This window comes from Lactobacillus agrestimuris, assembly GCF_943193025.1.
Classification (GTDB): Bacteria; Bacillota; Bacilli; order Lactobacillales; family Lactobacillaceae; genus Lactobacillus; species Lactobacillus agrestimuris.
In genome coordinates this window covers 1-24167 of the sequence record NZ_CALPCQ010000027.1, presented here as the reverse complement: position 1 = coordinate 24167, position 24167 = coordinate 1, and the positions used below count along the sequence as shown (strand labels likewise).

Below are 24167 nucleotides of genomic sequence, written 5' to 3'. Positions count from 1 at the left end.
TCCTGTAAAATACAGAAATCGTGTATTATCAAATGTTTAAATTTTTATAAAGTGTCTAACTTTTCTATGGCACTTCACAAACTTGAATCCTTTTTATATTATTTAAAAGTCACCAGCGGTACTAAACATGTAATCACGATTATGGTATTTCATTGATAAAATCATTCCAATACCGATCATATTTCCAAGTAAGGCCGAACCACCTTGAGAAATAAATGGTAATGGAATACCTGTCAATGGAAGTAAGTCAATACTCATTCCGATGTTTTCAAAAACGTGGAATAAGATCATCATGATTACTCCAGTTGAAATATAAGAATAAAAAGCATTTCTTGTATCAAAGGAAATCTTAACCATTTGAATAATCAAATAAAGGTAAATGAGGATTACTCCGACACTTCCAACGAAACCAAAGGTTTCACCGATAACCGAGTAAACCATATCAGATCCACGAACTGGAACGTAAACACTGATATTTCCGAAACCATTACCAAATATCTGCCCTGATCCAATAGCTTGCATGCTTTGCCATAACTGGTAAGCACTACTATCCGTACTCGTTGATGGACTTAACCAAGAATCAATTCTGGCAAATTGGTAAGCCTTAAAGAAGTGACTTAAAAATTGCCTACCTTGCGTTGTAGCAACCATCAAAATGATGGTCGTACCTAAAATAGCAACTATAATAAAAGTAGGAATGATAATTTTCCAACTAATACCTGATACTAGGATGACTCCCCCTACAATAGCGAAGAAAACCAACATAGTACCGAAGTCATTTTGCAATTTAAGTAAAATTGCAATTGGAGCTAACCAACCGATAATTTTTCCGATTAAGAGCCAGTCATTCCTGATAGTATGAGCATATTCTTCATTATGATCACGCACAACTCTTGCTAGCATCAGAATAAAGGCCGGCTTCATAATTTCTGAAGGCTGAAAGGTCAATGGACCTAATTTAAACCAACTTTTCGCTCCAGTATCAATAGCCACTTGTCTGTTATATAAGAATAAAACCGCAATTAGCAAGACAATTCCAAATGCATATGCATACGGCGCTAATTTAAATAGCTGATCCGCATCAAATTGCATTACGAAGATGACAATACCAACTGAGATTAAATACCAAACAGCTTGCATTAAAACCGCTTTTACTGGGGTTCCCATATGTGAAGGGTCATTTTCAGCAGCTACAAAAATGGAGTACAGCCCAATTAGGGCTAGAAGAACCACTGGAATAACAACATTCCAAGCGATTCGATCAATTAAACTTGTTTTATTTTCTACTTGTGCCATTAAATCACTACTTAATTAACATTATTTTTCATGTAATGTGAAGTATGAAAGTAAATCGTTAATACTACTTTCCAAACTCTTTGCAAATAAGACATTATTAGTCTTAGTTGTAGTTGCACGGTAACGTCCTTCAACTTTTTCAATCAATCCAATTGATTTCTTATTAGGAATAATTACTTCCCAAGTTGGAGCACTCTTTCCCTTGAGTTCATTTACTTCGATCTCAATATTTTGCATTTTTTTTGACATATATTCTCCTACTAATTTTTTGGATGAAACTTTTCAGCTATTATCGGGTCTTCATACCTTTCCGGATGTTTATTTCTAAAAATAGTAAACTCATCTGGAACAGGATCCACTCCTCCCCGATTAAATGGGTTACATCTCAAAATCCTAAAAATTCCCATAATTAATCCTAAAATGAATCCATGTTTCTTTAAGGCATCAATCATATAATTTGAACAAGTTGGATAAAAACGACAACTCGGTGGGAGGATTGGCGAAATAAATAGCTGATAACCTCTCACTAAAATAATTAGAATTTTACGCAATCAAAATCACCACTAATGACGACGATGCTTTTCAATATTTTTAAGCAAAGTACCTGTGCCCAAAGCAACAGCTTCAAGTGGATGATCAGCGATTAATACTGGAACTTGTAAGTGATGTGAAATCAACTTATCAAAATTCTTAAGTAATGCACCACCACCAGTTAACATGATACCACGATCAATGATATCTGCAGATAATTCTGGTGGGGTAGTTTCTAAAACTTCCTTAGTTGTAGCTACAATTGACATTAACCCAGATTGTAATGCCTCTTGAATTTCTGGCGCAGTTACTGTTGTTTGCTTAGGTAAACCATCAACAACATCACGACCTCTAACAGTGATTGAAGCATCTTCATCGGGTTCAAATGCACTACCAATTTCCATTTTAATTTCTTCTGCAGTTCTAGAACCAATTAACAAGTTATGCTTATCCTTAATATAAGAAATAACCGCTTGATTCATCTTATCTCCTGCATAACGAAGTGAACGTGAGGTTACAATTTCACCCATTGATAATACAGCAATATCAGTAGTACCACCACCGATATCAATTACCATATTTCCTTGAGGCTTAAAAATATCTAAACCTGCACCAACGGCGGCAACCTTGGGCTCAAAGTCCAAGTAAACATTGCCACCACCTGATTTTTCTGCAGCTTGAATAATTGCCTTTTGCTCAATTGAAGTAACACCAGTAGGTGCACAAATTAAAATGTTTGGCTTTGACATAAAGCCCTTCACATTTAATTTTTCAATAAAGTAAGACAACATTGCTTCTGTAACATCGAAATCGGCAATAACTCCATTCTTCAATGGTCGAATTACACGGATATTACCTGGAGTTCTACCAACCATTTCATAAGCTTCTGTACCAACTGCAACAACCTTATTTGTTGAAATATTGACAGCAACTACAGAAGGTTCATTTAATACTATTCCTTTTCCAGAGACATTGATAAGTACATTAGCTGTCCCTAAATCGATTCCTATATCTCTTGCCACGATTATCCTCCATAAATATTCATGCTTAATTTTACCACAAAAGGGCTTGACTTTCCTAGTCTATCCCGCTTTTAACTAATCCTTAAAAGAAATTACTTAATTGTAAAGATGCATCAATAAAACTTATAAAGAAACTAGCAACTAAATAACCTAATCCGATTGCTGCAAAAATTAAAAATACTTGAGCTTCGAAAGTTCTACCCTTTCGGATTACCTTTTCTACCTGTATTGCCTTCATCGCCTGAAACGAAAATGCAATGCAAACTAAATAAATAATAATACTAATTACTGCATGTATACCTATTTGAACCATATTTTTCCTACCCTACAAAAAAGCGGATGCTTTAATGGCATCCGCTTTATCACTTCAATATTTTATTTTTTTGAATTGTAAACACTGATTCTATTAGAAGCACGTTTCAAAGCAATTTCAGCCCTCTTATATGAACTTTCGTCATGCTTTTCTCTAGCTTCTTTCATATGCTTTTCAGCACGCTCTTTAGCTGCTTCAGCACGCGAAACATCAATATTTCTTGCACGTTCAGCACTATCAGCAATAATTGTCGCAACATTATTTGAAAATTCGATGTATCCGCCATTAACTGCAATATGATCTACTCGTCCTGATAATTCTTGAGCTCTTTTAACTTTAACATCACCAATTGCAAGCGGAGTTAAAAGAGGGGTGTGATTATACATAATAGAACGTTGACCATCTACAGCACGCATATCGATTATGCTACTCTTATGTGAATAGATCAAACCATCAGGTGTTACGATATTTACTTGAAAAAGTTTCTCTGGTTCTGCCATTGGACATCACCCTACTTTTCTAGCAAAGCTTTTGCTTCTGGATCACTTGGAACTACGCCCATACTTTGTGCCTTCTTAAGCGCATCCTCAATTGGACCAACGCCACGGAAAGCATCTTCTGGAAGATCATCACAGTGTCCATCCAGAATAAGTTTGAAACCTTTAATAGTTTCCTTAATTGGTACATATGAACCTGGAACACCAGTAAATGTTTCAGCAACAAAGAAGTTTTGTGATAAGAAGAATTGAACTTTACGTGCACGAGCAACGATTAACTTTTCTTCATCTGATAATTCATCCATACCCAAAACAGAGATAATATCTTGTAATTCGTGATAACGTTGTAAAACGTGTTGTACACGAGTTGCAGTTTCGTAGTGGTCATGACCAACTACTTCTGGGTCAAGGGCACTTGATGATGATTCAAGTGGATCAACAGCTGGATAAATACCTTGTTCTACCAAACTACGTTCAAGGTTAGTAGTGGCATCAAGGTGAGCAAAAGTTGTAGCTGGAGCTGGGTCAGTATAGTCATCGGCTGGAACATAAACGGCTTGAATTGAAGTAATAGAACCCTTCTTAGTAGAAGTAATTCTTTCTTGCAATTGACCCATTTCTGTTGCCAAAGTTGGTTGGTAACCAACGGCACTAGGCATACGACCAAGCAAAGCTGAAACTTCTGAACCAGCCTGAGTAAATCTGAAGATATTATCGATGAAGAGAAGAACGTCTTGACCTTCAACATCTCTAAAGTATTCAGCAAGAGTCAAACCAGTTAATGCAACACGCATTCTGGCACCAGGTGGCTCATTCATCTGACCAAATACCATGGCAGTTTTACTCAAAACTCCAGATGCTTTCATTTCAAAGTAAAGGTCATTACCTTCACGAGTTCTTTCTCCAACACCTGTAAATACTGAAATACCACCGTGTTCTTGAGCAATATTGTGAATCAACTCTTGAATAATAGTAGTCTTACCAACACCGGCACCACCAAACAAACCAACTTTACCACCACGAACATAAGGTTCGAGTAAATCGATAACTTTGATACCAGTTTCAAGTATTTCACGACTAGTAGTTAATTCATCATATTTTGGAGCTGGTTTGTGGATACCTTCACGAGGGTGATCTGCAGGAAATTCTGGACCATTATCAATTGGTTGACCCAAAACGTTAAACACACGACCCAAAGTATCTTCACCAACTGGAACTGAAATTGGACCACCAGTATTTTCAACTTTCATTCCGCGTCGAAGACCATTAGTGGATTCCATAGCGATAGTTCTTAAAACACCATCACCAAGCTCAAGAGTAACTTCAAGAACGATAGTTTCGTCATCCGAAACTTTTACACGAAGAGCATTATTTATATCAGGTAGGTTGTTATCAAGTGGAAATTTAACATCGACAACTGGGCCGATTACTTGAACAATTTCGCCTTCACTCAAAATATCTACCTCCTTTTCCAAATTATTCTAAGGCATTAGCACCACTAATGATTTCAGTGATTTCAGTAGTGATTTGCGCCTGTCTTGCACGATTCATTTTTGTAGATAAATCTGATACCAAATCTTTTGCGTTATCTGTCGCACTCTGCATAGCTGTCATTGAACTAGCGTGTTCAGCAGTTTTAGCATCCAAAATTGCGCCGTAAATAGTTGAACGGGCGTATTGTGGAAGCAAAGTAGTTAGGACAGTATTAACGTCTGGCATAATATCGTATTCTAAATTTTGATGTGCTTCAGCTTCTTTAACACCAATATCTAAGTCGATAATTGGAAGCATCTTTTCAACACGAAATGCTGATGATAATGAGTTTACGTGGTGAGTATAACAAACGTATAACTCATCATAAACGCCATTTAAATACATCTTAATAGCGGTTGAAACAATTGGTAAAGCTTCATCAAAGGTTGGTACATCAGAAATATTGTTATTTTCATAAACAATATTTAAATTATTCTTTTTAAAGAATTGTGCACCAACTGATCCAACAGAAAGAATCTTCACATCTTTGTTTTCGGCCTTTGAATCTTCAAAGAGGCTCATCATATTCTTAATAACAGAACTATTATATGAACCAACTAAACCTCTACTACCAGTAATAACTAAGTAGCCAGTAGATTTAATTTTTTTACGATCTTGGACCAAATCGGATACAACTCCAGTACCAAAGATATTTGAGAAGTCAATTTTTGAAATATTATTTTCATCAATTGGAGCGTTTTCTTCACGTAAATGATCAATAACACTAGAACTCATTAAATTAGAAAGAGTTTTACGAATATGATCATTGTAAACCGTATATCCTTGATCACGCTTTTCTGTTTGATTCAATTTAGATGCAGAAACCATTCTCATGGCCTCTGTAATCTTACCAGTTTGCTTAACTGAAGCTATCTTTTTCTTTAACTCAAGTAAAGATGCAGGCATAAGTTACCTCCTATTTCTTACTTGATGAAAAGCTGTCATTAAATTCCTCAATAGCAGCTTGCAATTCCTTTTCATCTGGTAAATTACCAGTTTCACGGATTTGTTTAAGCAAGTCAGCATGGCTACTTTCAAAATTATCATGAAGTTCTTGTTCGTAACGAGCAATATCTTCAACTGGAATTGAATCAAGGTAACCATGTGTCAAAGCATAAAGGATAACAACTTGATTTTCTACAGCAATCGGATCGTGTAAAGGTTGCTTTAATACTTCAACAGTTCTACGACCACGATTTAACTTAGCTTGCGTTGCTTGATCCAAATCACTACCAAATTGAGCGAAACTTTCAAGTTCACGGTAAGCAGCAAGGTCTGTACGAAGTGTACCAGCAACCTTCTTCATTGCCTTAATCTGGGCACTACCACCAACACGAGAAACAGAGTTACCAGCATCAATGGCAGGTCTAGTTCCAGCAAAGAATAAATCACTTTGTAAGAAGATCTGTCCATCAGTAATAGAAATTACGTTAGTTGGAATATATGCAGAAATATCTCCGGCTTCAGTTTGGATAACTGGTAAAGCAGTCATTGAACCGCCACCAAGTTTATCACTTAATTTTGCACTACGTTCAAGAAGTCTTGAGTGCAAGTAGAATACGTCACCAGGGTAAGCTTCACGACCAGGTGGACGACGGAGAAGTAAGGAAAGTTCACGGTAAGCAACGGCTTGTTTGGACAAGTCATCAAATACTACCAATACATCCTTACCATTGTACATAAATTCTTCACCCATAGCAGTACCAGCATATGGTGCAATGTAAAGCATTGGTGCTGGTTCACTTGGGCCGGCTTCGACAACGATAGTATAATCCATCGCACCGAAGCGCTTCAAAGTTTCAACTTGAGTTCTAACGGTTGATTCTTTTTGACCAATAGAAACGTAAATACAAATTACGTCTTTACCCTTTTGATTTAAAATTGTATCGATAGCCAAACTGGTCTTACCTGTTTTACGGTCACCGATAATCAATTCACGCTGACCACGACCAATTGGAACCAAGGCATCAATGGCCTTAATACCAGTTTGAAGTGGTTGGTTAACGGATTGACGATCCATAACACCTGGTGCTTTAGCTTCAATTGGACGTGTCTTATCAGTCTTAATTTCACCTAAACCATCAACAGGTTGTCCTAATGGGTTAACAACCCTTCCAATCATCGCATCACCAACTGGAACTTCCATGATACGTCCAGTTCTCTTAACGCGATCTCCTTCACGAATATTATCAAAATCACCTAAAATAATGATACCAACATCATTTGTTTCTAGGTTTTGGGCAATACCGTAAGAGCCATTATCGAATTTCAACAACTCATTTGACAATACGTTATCAAGTCCGTGGGCACGAGCAATACCATCACCAACATAGGTAATGACACCAACTTCGTCAATATCGAGCTTGTCATCGTAATGTTCAAGTTGTTGCTTGATCAAAGAGCTAATTTCTTCCGCTTTAATGCTCAATGGTTTCACCTCTTTTAATTTTCTTCAATTAATTGCGTACGGATCTTCTTAAGTCTGTTTTTAACTGACCCATCGATCACGATATCCTTAACATTAAGGATTACGCCGCCTATTATTTTTGGATCAACTTGATTCTCAAGACGCACAGTATTTAAATTATACTTCTTAGCGAGGCTTTCGCCTAAACGCTTAAGTTGATCATCATCCATTTTTACTGCAGTAGTTGCAATTCCGGAAGCGATCGCTTTTTCTTGATCATAAAGAGTATTGAAGTAATCAATAACATCGCAGATTACGCTAAAACGATTATATTCTAAGACTAAATTCAAAAAATTTTGAACTTGTTCGGAAAGACCCGATTCAATCGAAGTTAAAATTTTTTCTTTTTCATTCATTCTTAAAACTGGATCGCTTAATACGCTCACAATCTTAGGATTCTCTTCAATTGCCTGCTTCAATTCTTTTAATTCATCGTGAATTGAATCAAGCATCTTTACATCTTGCGCATATCCGAATAAAGCAGTACCGTAACGTGCAGCTAATTCTTCTCTACTCAAAGCCATTAATCATTCAGCCCCTTAATAAATTGGTCGACTAAATCTTTTTGGTCTTCAGCAGATAAATTCTTAGCAATTACCTTTTCAGCAATAGCTACAGAAATGTCTGCAACTTGTCCACGCGCATCATCTAAAGCTTCAGCTTTTGCCCTTTTGGCATCTTCTTCAGCCTGTTTTCTAATTGATGATGCATCTGCGTTTGCATCTGCTACGATCTTATCACTCGTTTTTTGCGCATTTGCTTTTGCGTCAGAGAGAATTTGAGTCGCTTCTTGTCTTGAATTCTTTAATGCAGCTTCACGTTCATTGGCCAATACTTCGGCCTTTTTACGATTGTCTGCAGCTGAATCCAAATCTTCAATAACTTTTTGTCGCCGCTTTTCCATCATATCGGAGACAGGTCCCCAAGCATAATGCTTAACTAAGAGCATCAAAATTGCAAATACAACAAGATACCAAATAGCATTACCAATGTAGATATGATGGGAGGCTGCAAATAATGTTTGAAATTCCATTACTGCCCTTCTCTCTTTTTAAAACGTTCTTCTTTAACTATTTACTTTTTGATTAAAGGAAGAGGATAAGGAAGGCAATAACGATAGCCAAGATTGGAACGGCTTCGATCAAACCAACACCAATAAACATAGTTGCTCTCAAGTTGCCGGCACTTTCAGGTTGACGAGCCATACTTTCAATGGTCTTTGAAATAACCTTACCGTTACCTAAGGAAGCAGCAAGTGCTGCTAAACCAGCTGCGATTGAAGCAGCAAGATATTTTAAACCTTCTGACATAAATAAACCTCCAAAAATTATTCTTTGGTAACTTTCTTACCAATGTACACCATTGATAAAGTTACAAATACATATGCCTGGATAGAGCCAATGAAGACAGAGAAACCTTGCCAAATCATGGCTAGTGGTGCAGCTAAAATCATTGTTGGAAGACCATAACTTGTGGCCAAACGATTACCAATCAATGTTAACAAAACTTCACCAGCATAGATATTTCCATACAAACGTAATGACAGTGTCAAAAAGTTGGTAAATTCTTCGATTACATTAATTGGAAGAAGAAAACCGACTGGAGCCGAGTAGTTACGTAAATAACCACCTACACCAAACTTTTGAACTCCAAACGTAAATGATAGAAGCAAGGTCATCATTGCGAACGTCATCGTTGCTACTGGATCAGCAGTTGGTGATTTAATAATCATAAATTCATCAACCCTGATTTCAAGAAACATACCTAATTGGTTCATAAACCAAATGAATAAGAACAAGGTAAACGCATATAGTGATAAATGCTTTTGGGCATCTACATCTTCAACGTTATCTTTAACGATTCCATTTGTGAAATCTAAAAGATATTCCATTACGTTTTGACGTTTATTTGGTCTCAATTCAACTTTTCTTGAAAGCCAGATACAAATGAATAAAACAGCTGCTGCCATCAAGGTTGAACCGATAATTCCTACCATATCAAAGTTCAAACCAAATAAATTGATAACAAATGATTTCTCCATTACTTCGTGACCTCCCTTCTTTGTGCTGAATAACTCGACACGCTTACAATATTAACACCAATTTATCATTTTGTGAAAACTTGTAAACGATTTCAAAAATTAAATTACAAAAAGGGGAAAATTACTTAGTACCAAATAATCTGTCACCAGCATCTCCCAAACCAGGGAAAATATAACCATTATCAAGTAATTTTTCATCCTTTGCTGCAGCATAAATATCTACATCAGGGTGAGCCTTTTGAACTGCTTCAATACCTTCTGGAGCTGCAACCAAAACTGCTAACTTGATATCAGTTACCCCACGCTTTTTAAGCGCATCAATAGCCATATTGGCCGATCCACCAGTTGCGAGCATAGGATCAACAATTAAACATTCACGTTCTGCAACATCTTTTGGCATCTTGCAGAAGTATTCGTGTGGTTGAAATGTTTCTTCATCACGATACATTCCAATTACACCAACTTTGGCACTTGGAATCATTTCTAACACACCATTAACCATACCCATACCAGCACGTAAAATTGGCACAATTGTCAATTTCTTACCGGCAATTTCCTTTTGAACTGTTTTACCAACGGGTGTTTCAATTTCAACATCCTTAAGCGGTAAATCTCTGGTGATTTCGTAGGTCATTAAACCACCGATTTCGCCCACAATTCGACGAAATTCATTTGATCCAGTTTCTTTACGACGAATAATCGTCAATTTGTGTTGAATCAACGGATGGTCTAAAACTACAAATTTTCCCATAATTGCTGCCTCCTAATTATTAAACAAACATCATTCTTATTTTATCAAAAAAGCAAAGGGTTTAAAGCCCTTTGCCAGTTTTATTTATTAAAATGATGTCCAGCAGCTGCCTTATTGAGTCGATTCATGTAGGCCAAGCTGTTTTCACCTTCATTGAAGCCTTGAACAAAAATTTGTTTAATATCTTTTTTGTCATCGAAATACCTTAAACCACCAAACAAATTATGATCTGCATCAACCAAATTTTTGCCTAAATCAAATTTATTTTCTGTAGGTAAGTCTATTTTGGCTAATTGATCATGTAAAGCCATTACCCCAGTATTTTTATCAAAATCGATTTGTGGAAAATCAGCAACATCATCAACAACTACAACCGGTGCACTTGGTGCATAATGACGATATTTCATCCCTGGTGCTTTCGGAATTTGTTTATCAGAAACTTTTCCAGTATTAATCAATACTTTTTCACCTAACACTTCACTAAGCTCTTCAGGAGTAATTTCACCAGGTCTAAGTACGATTGGAGTATCAACAGAGAGATCGATAATAGTTGACTCTAAACCCACTCTAGTTGCTCCACCGTCGATAATTCCAGCGATTTTTCCCTTTAAATCATGATAAACATGTTCTGCTGTTGTAGGACTTGGCTTGGTTGAAGTATTAGCAGATGGGCCAACAATTGGATATCCTAATTTTGCAATCAAATCATGGGTCAATTGATCATCTGGGCAGCGAAAGGCAACAGTCTTTAAACCACCAGTTACAGCATCAGGAAGACTCCCTGGTTTAACAAAAAGCAGGATTGTTAATGGACCTGGCCAAAAATGTTTAATTAATTTTTCTGCTTTTTCAGGAACCTCAAGTGCATATTTACGCATCATCTCTTCGCCCGATACAGTAACAATAAGCGGATTATCACTAGGACGACCTTTTGCTGCATAAACGCCTTTTACTGATTTTTCATTTGTTGCAATTGCACCAAGTCCATAAACTGTCTCAGTAGGAAAAGCTACTAACTCTCCCTTTGCTAACAATTCGACCGCATCATCAATTTGATCTTTTGAAAAAATCTTCGTCTCCATGACTATTTTTGCCACCTTCCATGAAGCATTCTTGGTTTACCTGCCATATCTTTCTTAAATTCAATCTCAAAATCTGGCAACTCTTGAGCAAATAATTGCTTAAGTTCCTCTTCTTCACTGAAACCAAATTCCATAAAGAATTCACCATGACTATTTAAATGTTCTCTTACTTGCTTAGCAAATTTCTTATAAAATTCAATTCCGTTCTTACCGCCAAACAAAGCAGTTGAAGGTTCATTATCAATCACATTTTGATCCATAACCTTTCTTTCACTTTCTTTGATATAAGGCGGATTTGAGACAATTTTGTCGAATTTTGATAAACCAATTAAAACATTTGCTTTACGAACCAAGGCATCAATGTCATAAGTTAAAAGATTTTCTTCAGCAATTCTTAAGGCTGAATCAGAAACATCAGAAACTGTAAAGTTAAGGTCCTTAATCCCTTTCTTTTCAGCTTCTTTAGCCAAAGCAACGGTAATGCAGCCAGATCCGGTACCAAGGTCTAAAATGCTATCACCGTCTTTTAAGTTATGCAGTGTCCATTCAACTAATTCTTCGGTCTCGAAACGAGGAATTAAAACTCCACGTTGAACTTGAATTTTATAGCCTAAAAACCAAGCGTAACCCAAAATATATTGTGGAGAAATTCCTTTAGCTAGTTTCTTGATATCTTTGTTAATCTGTTTAATTTGATCATCTGATAAAACCATATCCTGCTTCAATTGAAACTCACTTGGAGTTAAATTGAGTCTTTCAGACAACAAATAATCTATATCTTCGGGCAAAGCATTTTCTGCAGTTTCGCCAGCTTTTATTCTAATCTCTTCTAAAGTTTTAGGCATTTTGATCAGCAAGCTCCTCTAATTGCTTAGTTTGGTTATAAAGAATAAGAGCATCTACAACTTCGTCAAGTTCACCATTCATGATTCGGTCAAGCTTATTAAGAGTTAAACCAATTCGGTGATCAGTTACACGGTTTTGTGGGTAGTTGTAAGTTCTAATTCTTTCTGAACGGTCACCAGTACCAACTGCACTCTTTCTTTCTGCATCATATTGGTCGCGGTTTTGACTTTCATAGAAATCATACACACGGGACTTCAAAATTTGCATAGCTTTTTCACGGTTTTGTTGTTGACTACGTTGATCTTGCATAGCTACAACAATACCAGTTGGAAGGTGAGTTAAACGAACCGCACTGGAAGTCTTGTTAATGTGCTGACCACCGGCACCACTAGCACGGTAAACATCAGTACGAATATCCTTAGGATCAATGTCAATATCAACTTGTTCATATTCTGGCATAACAGCAACTGTAGCAGTTGAAGTGTGAACACGACCTTGAGACTCAGTTACTGGGATTCTTTGAACACGGTGCGCACCATTTTCATATTTAAGCTTTGAATAAACCTTGTCACCATTAATCATAATTGCGACATGCTTAAAGCCACCTACTTCAGTTGGTTCAGAATCGATCATTGACACTTTCCAACCCTGACGTTCAGCGTATTTTTCATACATTCTAAGAAGGTCACCAGCAAATAATGATGCTTCGTCACCACCAGCAGCACCACGAATTTCCATAATAATATCTTTATCATCATTAGGGTCCTTTGGAAGCATCAAAATCTTGATTTCATCTTCTAAAGTTTCAACTTCTGCTTCAAGCTCGTGATTTTCTTCTTTGGCCATTTCAACCAAATCCTTGTCACTTTCGCTTGAAATGATTTCTTGGTTATCAGCAATATCTTGCTTATCTTGCTTATATTTCTTGTACTTCTGGACTACTTCACGAAGATCTGCTTCTTCTTTTGAAATTTCCATATAGCGCTTAGTATCATTGATTACTTCTGGGTCAGCCATCATTTCTTGAAGTTCTTCATAGTGAGCAAGAAGACCTTCTAATTGATTCATAACATTATCCATATTTTTCTCCTTTTTTCTATTTTCTTAATTCATTAGGATGGTAATAATGGAAACGACATACAGGATAGTAGCTTTCATCTCCGCCAATTTGTACTTGTTCACCTTCATAAATTGGCTTTCCATCATTAATACGTAAGTTCATTGTAGCCTTATGCCCACAATATCGGCAAATCGTTTTCATTTCTTCGATCTTGTCGGCATAAATCAAAAGATTTTCACTACCTTCAAAAAGATGATTTTGAAAATCATTTTTTAAGCCAAATGCCATTACCGGTATTTGTAATTCATCAACGATTTTGGCACATTCTAGTACATGATGCTTCTTTAAAAATTGTGCTTCATCAATTAAGACACATGCAATTTTACCTGCACCATCTTTTTCATCCTGCTTGCTATTTTGCTTTACATAGTCAAAGAGATTCATTTGATCATCGATCGGAGTAGCATCCCTATGCATCCCAATTCGTGATGCAACAACACCAACTCCGCTGCGATCATCTAATCCACTAGTCATTAAAGCAATTTTTCTTCCTTGGACTTCATAGTTATGAGCAACTTTCAAAATTTCAATACTTTTTCCACTACTCATTGCACCATATCTGAAAAACAATTGTGCCATCGTGACTCTCCTTTACAAAAAATATCCGCTTAATAGTATAGATTAAAAATCAAATTTGTGCATTCAAAACTAGCTTAAAAATCTCGTTTTCAATTCGTCAATATGCTATAGTAAAGGTTAGTTTTAAAGTGAGGGATGCACATGAATTTTAAATCAGGTATGGCAAAAGTTGCCGGAAAATCTTCATATTGGTTCTTACACAATGTATTAAAGGGTGGAACAAGTTTTCCAGGAAAGCTTGCAATGAAAATTGATCCGGAAATTTTAACCACCTTAGCCAAGGATTACGAAACAATCATCGTCACTGGTACCAATGGTAAAACGATGACTACAGCGTTAATTGTTGAAGCACTCAAGAAAAAATACGGCGATGTTTTAACTAATCCTTCTGGTTCCAATATGCAGCAAGGTATAGTAACAGCATTTCTTTCTCATAAAAACAAGAATGTTAAAAGAAAGATTGCCGTATTGGAAGTTGATGAAGCAAATGTAAAAATGGTTACTCAACTGCTTCACCCAACAACATTTGTTTTAACTAATATTTTCCGTGATCAAATGGATCGCTACGGAGAAATCTATACAACCTATGAAAAAATTGTTGATGGAATCAAATTAGAACCTAAGGCCAAAATTATTGCAAATGGTGATGCAAGTATTTTTTCATCAGTTGATTTACCTAATTCAAAAGTTTACTACGGTTTCAAATTACCTGATGACAAAGAAGAGAATGACTTTAAGGCACCTGTAAATACAGACGGAGTTCTTTGTCCTAAATGTGATCATATCTTGCATTACCACGAACGTATCTACGCTAACTTAGGTGATTTCTTCTGCCCTAATTGTGGTTACCACCGCCCTGAATTAAAGTATACGGTTAACCAAATTATCGATCAGACCCCAAATAGTCTTAAATTCAGAATGGGTGAAAAGGATTATTCAATTAACATTGGTGGAACTTACAATATTTATAATGCATTAACTGCTTACTCTGTAGCCAGAGAATTTGGCTTAAGTGATGAAGAAGTTGCTCAGTCATTCGCTGAAAATAAACGAATCTTTGGACGCCAGGAAATAATTAGTTATGGCGGTAAAGAAATTGACTTAATTTTAGTTAAGAACCCTGTTGGTTTGGATGAAGTTCTTCATATGCTTAATACAGAAAAGGATAACTACTCATTAGTCACTCTTCTTAATGCCAATCATGCTGATGGAATTGATACCTCGTGGATTTGGGATGCTGATTTTGAAGGTCTAAATAAAAATAAAATCCAAGAAGTCATTGTTGGTGGTCAAAGATGGCATGATATGGGCTTTAGATTAGAAATAGCAGGTTTTGAACCAAGTAAAATGCTAACTAATCCAGATGATGACAGCTTGATTGAAGAAATTAAAAAATTACCAACTAAGAAGATATATATTTTATCAACTTATACTGCTATGCTAGCTCTACGTAAGAAAATGGCCGAAAAGAAGATTATTAAGGCCGGTATGTAAAAGGGATTGAAATAGTATTAAAACTATTTCAATCCCTTTTTTCTTTTAAAACTTATTAATAACTCGTAAAACTGGTTTTCCAGCAATAATTTTACCTATTTTAAAGTTACTGATAGTTTTCACTTCATCCATATTTGTAATTGTAGTTATAACAATTGGATCTTTACCTGCTTTTTTAATAGCGTCGATATCAATCTCGGCAATTATCTGTCCAGCTGACACGCTTTCTCCCTCAACCACATTCAATTTAAATGGACGCCCATTCATTTCAGCAGTATTCAATCCAAGATGCAATAAAATTTCTAAGCGACCCTTATTTGATTTTATGATCATTGCATGTTTAGTACTCATAATATTAGAAACTACTCCAGAAATCGGTGAAAGTAATTTTCCATTAGTTGGAATAATCGCAAAACCATCGCCCAACATTTTTTTGGAAAATGCATGATCATTAATTGATGATAGTTCTTCAATATAACCAGTAATTGGAGCATACAGCACTTGACTATTTTCAGCATCAATATTGTTTTTTACATTGGTTTTTAAAGAATTAATTGGTTTTTTCTTATTACGATATTTCTTTAAATAAACCGAACTTATACTACCAATATACGCAAAACTTAATCCTAATAAATATGCAGGCCACTTATTTTTAATAAAATAAACAGGAATAAACCCAATTAATGCTATTAGTAGCACAAGAATAAATAAATTGAAACTACGTCGTAAAATTTTAAAGTAATTATTATTCCGTAAAGCCTTTTTTACTACTTCGTTTCGATTTTCTTCTCTTTCGTCTTTATCTTTTTTTGAATAAAAATTACTATCAATAACTGTATTCGGAAACTGTTGATTCTCTTCTACCCCAGCCTCATGATTCATTATCTCAGCAACTTTTGAATTTATTCCTAGCCCTAAGACTACCTCTAGCGTGTCCGATTCAATGACACCTAAAACTCCATCAATCTTTTTTAAAGCATCTACATCAACTTTTGATAAGTCTCTTACTGAAATCTTTAATCGTGTTACACAATGGGTGAGTGAATTAACATTTTGAATGCCACCAATAGCTTGATAGATTTTCAAACTCAAAGCCTGGTAATAATCCATGCCCATTAAATCCCCCTCTATAAAACTTTCTCAATTATATACAAACCAAAAATAAAATTACCTATCCAAAATAACTATTATCGTTGACTTGTAGTCGTTAAAAATGCCTACTTAATAAAGTATTAATATATTTCTCTAAATAAAATTAAGCCAAAACAAAAATGCCTTAATACCTCGCCTTACAAGCTTTTAGCATTGAGACATTTTCCAAATATTGGGTTATTGGGGCTCGAACCCAAACATCCAGGAACCAGAAACCTGTGCCTTACCAATTTGGCTATAACCCAGTAAATCACCCGTACGAGAATCGAACTCGCAACTCCACCTTGAGAGGGTGGCGTCTTAACCATTTGACCAACGGGCAGACTTAACACAAATAATTATGCGTGTTTCTTGTAGCCTTGTCAAGATCTTTTCTTTATAATAAATAGTAATAAGGATGAGAATTATGATTGATTATTTAAATACTCAAAATTTAATCGAAGCAATGGTTAGTACTCAAGTTGTACCAGGGGTTAACTATGCCTTTTTAAATGAAGATCAAGTTTTTTCTTCAACAGTTGGCTTTGCTAGCACCTATCCTAAAATTACACAACTTAGTCCATTTGCGGAATATGATTTGGCCAGCTTAACCAAAGTACTTGCCACAGAAAATGTTTTATTGAAATTATACGATCAAGGAAAGCTCAATTTCACCGAACCGCTCCAGCAGTTTATACCCTCTTTTAAAGATGAACGTGTGCGATTATACCATCTTTTAACTCATACAAGTGGAATTAGAGGCTGGATTCCTCATCGCGATCAATTGAATCATGATGAGCTTCTTGATGCAATTATTAATCTTCCCGTTACGAATGAATTCAATACAAAAATGCGTTATGCCGACACTAACTTTATTTTATTGGGACTAGTTGTTAAAGAAATTTTTGGCAAGCCCGTTCAAGAAGTGGCTACTGAACAAGTTTTCAAGCCAATGAATCTAAAGCATACTTCTTTTACTCCTCATATTAATGATTGTGTACCTACCGCCTTAGTCGATGGAAAAGTCTTGCAAGGAATCCCTCATGATCCAAAGGCTCGTCAACTTGGAAAAGATTGCGGATCTGCTGGCCTTTTTTCAAGTTTAAATGATTTAATAAAAATCAGTCGTGGTTATCTTGGACTTGATGATCATATTCTTCCATATAGTCAGGAAACTGTTAGTTTACTTTTTGATAATAAAAATCCTGCTGATGTTAAGCCAAGATCTTGGGGATGGGATCTACGGTTTGATCCTAAAGGTCACTACCCAATCATTTTGCATACTGGCTTTACTGGTACATTGATCATCTTAGACAGGATTAGACGATCTGGATTAATCCTACTAACCAACCGAATTCATCCCTCAGGACACAATTTAATTTTCCTAGAAATGCGAGAAAAAATTATTCAAACCTTTATTAAAGAAAATTCAGAGCAATAAAAAAAGACAACTGGTGTTCAGTTGTCTTTTTCTCACCTATTTCAAACATCCACTTCTAATTATAGTATATTTTGCGATTAATGTACTATATTTTTTTATTTTTCTAATTTAAACATTCTCCAGTCGCAAAGGATAATGACGATACTTAACACAAAAGTAAAATAAAATGCCACTTGGCTACCTTGAGCAGTTAAATATGCATAGCTAGCACCACCCTTGTTTTGCCAAATAGAAATAATCGCTGCCAAAATTGTCGTACCAACTGAACCAGCTAATTGTTGTCCAGTTTGACAAACAGCAGTTGCATCGCTACGTAATGTGTCATCTTGCACCTTTAGAGCCTCGGCCATAGTATTACTAAATGACATCTTGTGTCCTAACATCAATACCCCATACAAAAAGATAATCATGATGGCTGTCAATTTTAGACCAAGAATTGCAAATAAAAACGTTCCTAAGGCGAAAATAGTTCCACCTAAATACAATGGTAGTTTAGCACCAAATTTATCATATAAACGTCCAAAATATGGATTTAATAAACCTGAAATGATACTTCCTGGTAATAAAATTAATCCACCAATCAATGAGCTCTGCTTATCAACAATCTGGACATAATTTGGCAAAACAAAACTAGTTCCAATATTAATTAATTGCAATAAAAAGTAAGCTATTAAACCAAAAACAAATGCTTTATTCTTAAATACACTTAGATCAATTAGACTTTTCTTTGATCTCTTGGAGTTTTTGATAAATAGATAAAATAGCGCTGCTGAAACTAATAGTAACAACCATAATTTATAGTTACTTAACCCTTTAGAAATTTGATTAATTCCAACCGTTAAAGTAATTAAGGCTACTGATAAGATCAAATAGTTTAACCAATCAAAACCAATCTTTTCTTGTTCATGATATTTACCAAAAACAAAAATCCCGATTAAAAATACAATCAAATCAAAAATTGTCACAATAATGAAAATCAAACGCCAATTAAGGTAATAATTAACCGCACCACCAAAAGCTGGACCAAGCGTAGGTGCCATGGCAATTACCAATCCGGCAATTCCCATGTAAAATCCCCATTTAGAACGTGGTAAAATTTCAACAATTAAATTAAACATTAACGGTCCAGAAATTCCAACTCCAAGAGCCGAAATCAGTCTTCCAGCTAATAAAAGTTCAAAATTAGGAGCAAATGCACTAATTAAACTTCCTGTCATAAATCCAATACAGGCTGTCATAAATAATTGCTTGGCCGTAAATCGACGATTTAAATATGATGAACTAATCATAACAATTGAAATAGCTAATAAATATCCTGTTGTCGTCCATTGAATCACATCAAGACTTACTTTAAATTCTTTCATTAAAGTAGGAAATATTACATTTAGACTCGTCTCAGTCAAAATTCCAACAAATGACATAAATGCGGCTGTGATGACAGTTAAAACATTTTTAGTATTATTTGTTTTCAATTCAATCTCCTCTATCAAAAAAGAGTAAGAGCAAATTGCTCCTACTCTTTCTTTGATTATTTCTAACCATATTAAATGTACAATTATAAACTTGTACTGAGTAGATTAAAGACGCTTAGTTAAATCGTCGTGTAAATCTTCGTAACCTGGCTTGTTAAGAAGACCAAACATATTACGCTTGTATGCTTCTACACCTGGTTGGTTGAATGGGTTAATACCATTCAAGTAACCTGAAATAGCAATAGCAATTTCAAAGAAGTAGATCATGTAACCAAGAGTATGTGCAGTTTGATCTGGAATGTTAACAGTCATAACTGGAACACCACCATCAGTGTGAGCAAGAACAACACCTTCGTAAGCACGGTCGTTTACGTAGTTCAAGCTCTTGTCAGCTAAGAAGTTAAGTTGGTCTAAGTTCTTTTCATCACCTGGGATAGTTACATCGTGACGTGGGTTTTCTACACGAATTACAGTTTCGAATAAGTTACGTAAACCTTCTTGGATGTATTGACCAAGTGAGTGTAAATCAGTAGTAAAGTTAGCACTTGATGGCCAAATACCCTTTTGATCTTTACCTTCTGATTCACCCATTAATTGCTTACACCATTCACCAAACATTCTAAGATTTGGTTCATAGTTTTCAACGATTTCAGTAGTGTAACCCTTACGGTAAAGGATGTTACGAAGTGCAGCATACTTGTATGCATCGTTCTTGTTCAAGTCTGGATCCTTGTAATCAGCACGTGCATCAGCAGCACCCTTCATCAATTCATCAATATCAGCACCTGATGCAGCAATTGGAAGTAAACCAACAGCTGAAAGAACGCTGAAACGACCACCAACATCATCAGGAACAACGAATTCTTCGTAACCTTCTGCGTCAGCTTCGGTCTTAAGAGCACCCTTAGCACGATCAGTAGTTGCGTAAATTCTCTTAGCAGCTTCTTCTTTACCGTACTTCTTAATCAACTTGTCCTTGAAGACTCTAAATGCAACTGATGGTTCAGTAGTAGTACCAGACTTAGAAATAACGTTAATACTGAAATCACGGTCACCAACCCATTGAATAAGATCGTAAAGGTATGAACCTGAAAGTGAGTTACCACAGAATACTACTGTTGGCATATCAGTCTTTTCTTTGCCGTAGAAGTTACTGTTTAAGAATTCAATTGCTGCTTGAGCACCAAGGTATGAACCACCAATACCGATACATACTAAAACTTCTGAATCGCTTTGGATCTTCTTAGCAGCCTTCTTAATACGTGCAAATTCGTCCTTGTCGTAATCTACTGGCAAGTCAAGCCAACCACGGAAATCATTACCTGCTCCAGTGCCTTCACGAAGTTCAGCGTCAGCAGCATTAACCATTGCTTGCATTTCGCTTAATTCATTTTCATGAACAAATGGAGTTAATTTACTACTATCAAATTTAATTAAACTCATAAATCTGCTTCCTAACTAATTAAATATATTTAATTTCACAAAACCATTTTAGCAATCTTACTTAATGAATACCAGTACCTGCTTTAAAAATTAGAATTTATTTTTGATTTCTTTTCCTAACCAATAGATTAAATAACCCAGTAACATTCCAGCAGTATTAAAGAAGACGTCATCGATATCAGAAACCCCTGTCCCTAGTAAGAATTGCAGTGTTTCAATCCCAATAGAAAATAGCATTCCTCCAAAAACAACCTTAAATAAACTCTCATGTTTTGAAAAAACAATAGGAGTTAAGATCCCTAGTGGTAAAAAACACAGGATATTACCAAAAGAGTTATAGACAAAATCTAATCTACTCTTGGCATAAATCATTTTCCAGGTTTCTTTCATAAAGACAAAATTAGCATCACTTATCGGCCTAGAAAAATTAAACTCAAGTTGCCACGGAAAATAAGTATTTCTAAATGTCGTTAGCATTAAAATTAAAATCACATAAAAAGCCAAAATCCACACAGCAGCTTCTGATTTTAGGGTTCTTCTATGACGTATGGCTAACAACCAAATTAACCTTAATACGGCAAAAATCAAAAAATAAAAAAGAGTTTTATCCAAAGCGGTTAAAGTTAGTTTTATTAGCGGAAAATGATTTATTCTCATTGCATAATTATCTGCTAAAAATTTATATACTGGTCCGAAAAAAATCATTTATATAATCCTTCATTATCTATTTAAGTTAAATTATACCCATTTTTTCTTCAAGTAAATGTTAAGAAATGACTAACTCTCCTCTTTATATTGTCTAAAAAGAATGAAACCTTTAAAATGAATTTATTAAGGAGGATTTCGTTTTGAAAAAGAGAAATCTGGTTACTTTTATTCAAACTCGTACTGGTTTCTTAACTTTGCTAGTACTACTTTTTTGGATTAAATATATTTTCGTTGCTTACGTTGACTTTAACTTAGGTTTATCGGATCCATACCAACACATCATTATGTGGATCACTCCTTTGCCAACAGCAATTTTATTAATTGGGATTGGTTTTTATTTTCAAAAACCGATCGTATCTTATATCGCCATGCTAGTCATGGATTTTTTAAATACGGTTTTATTGTTTGCAAATGTCTTGTATTACCGGCAATTTTCTGACTTTTTAACTGTCAAGACAATTCTTAATACTGGCAAAGTTGCACCTGGTTTAGGAAAAAGCGCCGTTGCCTTACTCCATCCAACTGATATTTTCATTTGGCTTGATTTAATCGTAGTTATCGTTTTATTAATTATGAAAAAAATCAAGATAGACCAAAAGTCATATGGTTTAACTTCTTCATTTGCCATTACTTCATTTGGATTTTTCTTATTAACTTTAAATCTTTTCATGGCCGAGTCTTCAAGACCTCGTCTTCTTAGAAATACTTTTGATCGTTCCTACGTAGTCAAATACCTTGGTCTAGACACCTATACTGCATATGACGGTATTAAAAGTGCGCAAACGGTCCAGGTAAACAAAAATGCTAATATTTCGGATCTTAATTCTATTCTAGACTATACTGATCAAAATTATGCCAAACCAAGTAAAAACATGTTCGGTGTTGAAAAGGGTAAAAACGTTATTGTTATCCACCTTGAAAGTTTCCAACAATTTTTAATCAATCTTAAGATTAATGGAAAAGAAGTTACACCATTTTTAAATTCTATTTATAAGAACAATCATACAATTAGCTTTGATAACTTCTACCATCAAGTAGGACTTGGAAGAACTAGCGATGCTGAAACGATGCTAGAAACTGGTACATATGGTATTTCTGATGGGTCACTTTTCACATCGCTTGGGTCGGAGAATACTTTCCAGGCTGCACCACAAATTTTGCGTCAAAAAGGATACACCTCAGCTGTTTTTCATGGTAACGTCGGAACTTTTTGGAACAGAAATGATGTTTACAAAAATTTAGGTTATAACTATTTCTTCGATCAAAACTACTACAGTAATGCACGAACCGATAAAATCGGATATGGTCTAAAAGATAAACTGCTCTTTTCAGAAAGTATTAAGTACTTGCAGCGAATGCAGCAACCTTTCTACGCAAAATATATTACTGTTACTAACCACATCCCCTTCTCAATGGATGCAGAAGATCTAGATCCAAACTTTAAAACGACTAATACTCAAGACGAGACTATCAATAACTATTTCCAAACGGCCCATTATTTGGATGAAGCTGTCAAAGAATTCTTTACCTACCTAAAGAAATCTGGTTTATACAAGAATTCGATGATAGTAATTTATGGTGACCACTACGGTTTAAGTAATTCAGAATATCAAACCCTTGCACCAGTAATTGGCGAAAGTGCTGATACCTGGAATGCTTATAACAGTGTACAAATGCAAAAAGTCCCATTTATGATCCACTCACCAAATCTAAAAGGCAGAATCGATCATGAAGTTTCTGGAGAAATTGATGTTTTGCCAACCTTGATGCACCTATTAGGAATCAACAATAAAGGTTATGTTCAATTTGGTAGTGACCTTTTCTCGCCAGATTATAAAAAATGGATTGTCTTCAGAAATGGAACAATTGTTAGTCAAAGATATGTCATTATTGGTGGCAAAGGAATTAAAGGAACAGTCTATGATAGAATAAGCGGCAAACAGATTATTAATTTCACCCCTGAAGAAAAGAAAGAGATTAAGGAGTTAAGTATTAAAGCCAAGAATTCTCTTAAATATTCTGACTTGCTTAATAACAGAAATCTATTGAGATTCTATACTCCTGTTGGTTTTGTTCCAACTAATCCTAATCAATTTGACTATTTAACTAACTATCAACAAATGCTGAGAATTGAGAACGAACTTGGTAAAAGTTCAACTTCCCTATTTAGCAGAAATAATAATAAATCAACCACAAAACTTTATAAAACTGATGCCACCGAGTTAAAGAATCGGCTCAATGAAATTAATGATGTTCCTGAAACTGTGCGGAATAATCAATTAGATGATGAAAAATCGAAAACATCAAAAAAAGAAACTAGAACTTGAACTGAGACCCAAAAGTTAGATGATCCGTACCTAGTCAAGTAGACAGTTAAAATATATAAATTAATTAGCTTAA

At 35.3% G+C, this 24167-nt stretch carries 25 protein-coding genes and 2 tRNA genes; 3 read left to right on the top strand and 24 right to left on the bottom strand.

Annotated features, from left to right (window positions below):
* Positions 1-102: 102 nt before the first annotated feature.
* From NFR82_RS07860 to NFR82_RS07775, 18 genes are all read right to left on the bottom strand, one after another.
* A complete protein-coding gene (locus NFR82_RS07860; protein ID WP_251717740.1) occupies positions 103-1296 on the bottom strand; it encodes an FtsW/RodA/SpoVE family cell cycle protein in 1194 nt (397 codons plus the stop codon).
* Positions 1297-1317: 21 nt separating this feature from the next.
* Positions 1318-1545, bottom strand: coding sequence for a DUF2969 domain-containing protein (locus NFR82_RS07855; protein ID WP_251717739.1), 228 nt, complete (start codon positions 1543-1545; stop codon positions 1318-1320).
* Between the two features lie 11 nt (positions 1546-1556).
* Positions 1557-1847, bottom strand: coding sequence for a membrane protein insertion efficiency factor YidD (yidD, locus tag NFR82_RS07850; protein WP_251717738.1), 291 nt, complete (start codon positions 1845-1847; stop codon positions 1557-1559).
* A 12-nt stretch (positions 1848-1859) separates the two neighbouring features.
* Positions 1860-2849 carry a rod shape-determining protein gene (gene mreB / locus NFR82_RS07845; protein WP_251717737.1) on the bottom strand — a complete coding sequence of 330 codons (990 nt, stop codon included), beginning with the start codon at positions 2847-2849 and terminating at the stop codon, positions 1860-1862.
* Positions 2850-2931: 82 nt separating this feature from the next.
* Positions 2932-3162, bottom strand: coding sequence for a DUF1146 family protein (locus NFR82_RS07840; RefSeq protein WP_251717736.1), 231 nt, complete (start codon positions 3160-3162; stop codon positions 2932-2934).
* Between the two features lie 62 nt (positions 3163-3224).
* Entirely contained in the window at positions 3225-3662 is a 438-nt protein-coding gene (locus NFR82_RS07835; RefSeq protein ID WP_251717735.1) for a F0F1 ATP synthase subunit epsilon, read from the bottom strand.
* Between the two features lie 11 nt (positions 3663-3673).
* Positions 3674-5113, bottom strand: coding sequence for a F0F1 ATP synthase subunit beta (atpD, locus tag NFR82_RS07830; RefSeq protein ID WP_251717734.1), 1440 nt, complete (start codon positions 5111-5113; stop codon positions 3674-3676).
* Positions 5114-5135: 22 nt separating this feature from the next.
* The gene (locus tag NFR82_RS07825) at positions 5136-6098 is read right to left on the bottom strand and encodes a F0F1 ATP synthase subunit gamma (RefSeq protein ID WP_251717733.1); all 963 of its coding nucleotides are present in this window, start codon (positions 6096-6098) and stop codon (positions 5136-5138) included.
* Positions 6099-6108: 10 nt separating this feature from the next.
* Complete coding sequence (gene atpA, locus NFR82_RS07820; protein WP_251717732.1) at positions 6109-7620, bottom strand: F0F1 ATP synthase subunit alpha; 1512 nt, start codon at positions 7618-7620, stop codon at positions 6109-6111.
* A gap of 14 nt (positions 7621-7634) precedes the next feature.
* Complete coding sequence (gene atpH / locus NFR82_RS07815) at positions 7635-8183, bottom strand: ATP synthase F1 subunit delta (RefSeq protein ID WP_251717731.1); 549 nt, start codon at positions 8181-8183, stop codon at positions 7635-7637.
* A complete protein-coding gene (atpF, locus tag NFR82_RS07810) occupies positions 8183-8692 on the bottom strand; it encodes a F0F1 ATP synthase subunit B (RefSeq protein ID WP_251717730.1) in 510 nt (169 codons plus the stop codon). The genes atpH and atpF overlap by 1 nt, the downstream gene beginning before the upstream one ends.
* Before the next feature lie 52 nt (positions 8693-8744).
* Positions 8745-8969, bottom strand: coding sequence for a F0F1 ATP synthase subunit C (atpE, locus tag NFR82_RS07805; protein WP_251717729.1), 225 nt, complete (start codon positions 8967-8969; stop codon positions 8745-8747).
* A 17-nt stretch (positions 8970-8986) separates the two neighbouring features.
* Positions 8987-9700 (bottom strand): F0F1 ATP synthase subunit A, encoded by a 714-nt coding sequence (atpB, locus tag NFR82_RS07800; RefSeq protein WP_251717728.1) that lies wholly within the window; start codon positions 9698-9700, stop codon positions 8987-8989.
* Between the two features lie 121 nt (positions 9701-9821).
* On the bottom strand, positions 9822-10451 hold the full coding sequence (gene upp / locus NFR82_RS07795; protein WP_251717727.1) for a uracil phosphoribosyltransferase: 630 nt from the start codon (positions 10449-10451) through the stop codon (positions 9822-9824).
* 80 nt (positions 10452-10531) lie between these two features.
* Positions 10532-11533, bottom strand: a complete 1002-nt coding sequence (locus tag NFR82_RS07790; protein WP_251717726.1) for an L-threonylcarbamoyladenylate synthase — start codon at positions 11531-11533, stop codon at positions 10532-10534.
* A gap of 2 nt (positions 11534-11535) precedes the next feature.
* Positions 11536-12378: a peptide chain release factor N(5)-glutamine methyltransferase gene (gene prmC, locus NFR82_RS07785; RefSeq protein WP_251717725.1), complete on the bottom strand. Its 843-nt coding sequence runs from the start codon at positions 12376-12378 to the stop codon at positions 11536-11538.
* Positions 12371-13459, bottom strand: a complete 1089-nt coding sequence (gene prfA, locus NFR82_RS07780) for a peptide chain release factor 1 (RefSeq protein WP_251717724.1) — start codon at positions 13457-13459, stop codon at positions 12371-12373. The genes prmC and prfA overlap by 8 nt, the downstream gene beginning before the upstream one ends.
* Before the next feature lie 16 nt (positions 13460-13475).
* Positions 13476-14078, bottom strand: a complete 603-nt coding sequence (locus NFR82_RS07775) for a thymidine kinase (RefSeq protein ID WP_251717723.1) — start codon at positions 14076-14078, stop codon at positions 13476-13478.
* 141 nt (positions 14079-14219) lie between these two features.
* Between NFR82_RS07775 and NFR82_RS07770 the strand changes: the two genes are divergently transcribed.
* On the top strand, positions 14220-15572 hold the full coding sequence (locus tag NFR82_RS07770; protein ID WP_251717722.1) for a Mur ligase family protein: 1353 nt from the start codon (positions 14220-14222) through the stop codon (positions 15570-15572).
* Between the two features lie 45 nt (positions 15573-15617).
* Here NFR82_RS07770 and NFR82_RS07765 read toward each other — a convergent pair whose 3' ends face one another.
* From NFR82_RS07765 to NFR82_RS07755, 3 genes are all read right to left on the bottom strand, one after another.
* Positions 15618-16688, bottom strand: coding sequence for a PTS sugar transporter subunit IIAB (locus NFR82_RS07765; protein WP_251717721.1), 1071 nt, complete (start codon positions 16686-16688; stop codon positions 15618-15620).
* A 208-nt stretch (positions 16689-16896) separates the two neighbouring features.
* A tRNA-Gln gene (locus tag NFR82_RS07760) sits at positions 16897-16969 on the bottom strand.
* Between the two features lie 5 nt (positions 16970-16974).
* Positions 16975-17046: transfer RNA gene (locus tag NFR82_RS07755), tRNA-Glu, on the bottom strand.
* A gap of 84 nt (positions 17047-17130) precedes the next feature.
* On the opposite strand from NFR82_RS07755, the gene NFR82_RS07750 reads away from it, so the two are divergent.
* On the top strand, positions 17131-18144 hold the full coding sequence (locus tag NFR82_RS07750; RefSeq protein ID WP_251717720.1) for a serine hydrolase domain-containing protein: 1014 nt from the start codon (positions 17131-17133) through the stop codon (positions 18142-18144).
* Between the two features lie 95 nt (positions 18145-18239).
* Here the strand turns inward: NFR82_RS07750 and NFR82_RS07745 are convergent, their stop codons facing one another.
* The 3 genes from NFR82_RS07745 to NFR82_RS07735 all read right to left on the bottom strand — a co-directional run bounded on the left by NFR82_RS07745 (position 18240) and on the right by NFR82_RS07735 (position 21764).
* Positions 18240-19565 carry a DHA2 family efflux MFS transporter permease subunit gene (locus NFR82_RS07745; RefSeq protein ID WP_251717741.1) on the bottom strand — a complete coding sequence of 442 codons (1326 nt, stop codon included), beginning with the start codon at positions 19563-19565 and terminating at the stop codon, positions 18240-18242.
* A 156-nt stretch (positions 19566-19721) separates the two neighbouring features.
* Positions 19722-21059, bottom strand: a complete 1338-nt coding sequence (locus NFR82_RS07740; protein WP_251717719.1) for a glucose-6-phosphate isomerase — start codon at positions 21057-21059, stop codon at positions 19722-19724.
* A 90-nt stretch (positions 21060-21149) separates the two neighbouring features.
* Positions 21150-21764, bottom strand: coding sequence for a VanZ family protein (locus NFR82_RS07735; RefSeq protein WP_251717718.1), 615 nt, complete (start codon positions 21762-21764; stop codon positions 21150-21152).
* A gap of 143 nt (positions 21765-21907) precedes the next feature.
* On the opposite strand from NFR82_RS07735, the gene NFR82_RS07730 reads away from it, so the two are divergent.
* Positions 21908-24094: an LTA synthase family protein gene (locus NFR82_RS07730; protein ID WP_251717717.1), complete on the top strand. Its 2187-nt coding sequence runs from the start codon at positions 21908-21910 to the stop codon at positions 24092-24094.
* Positions 24095-24167: the final 73 nt, after the last annotated feature.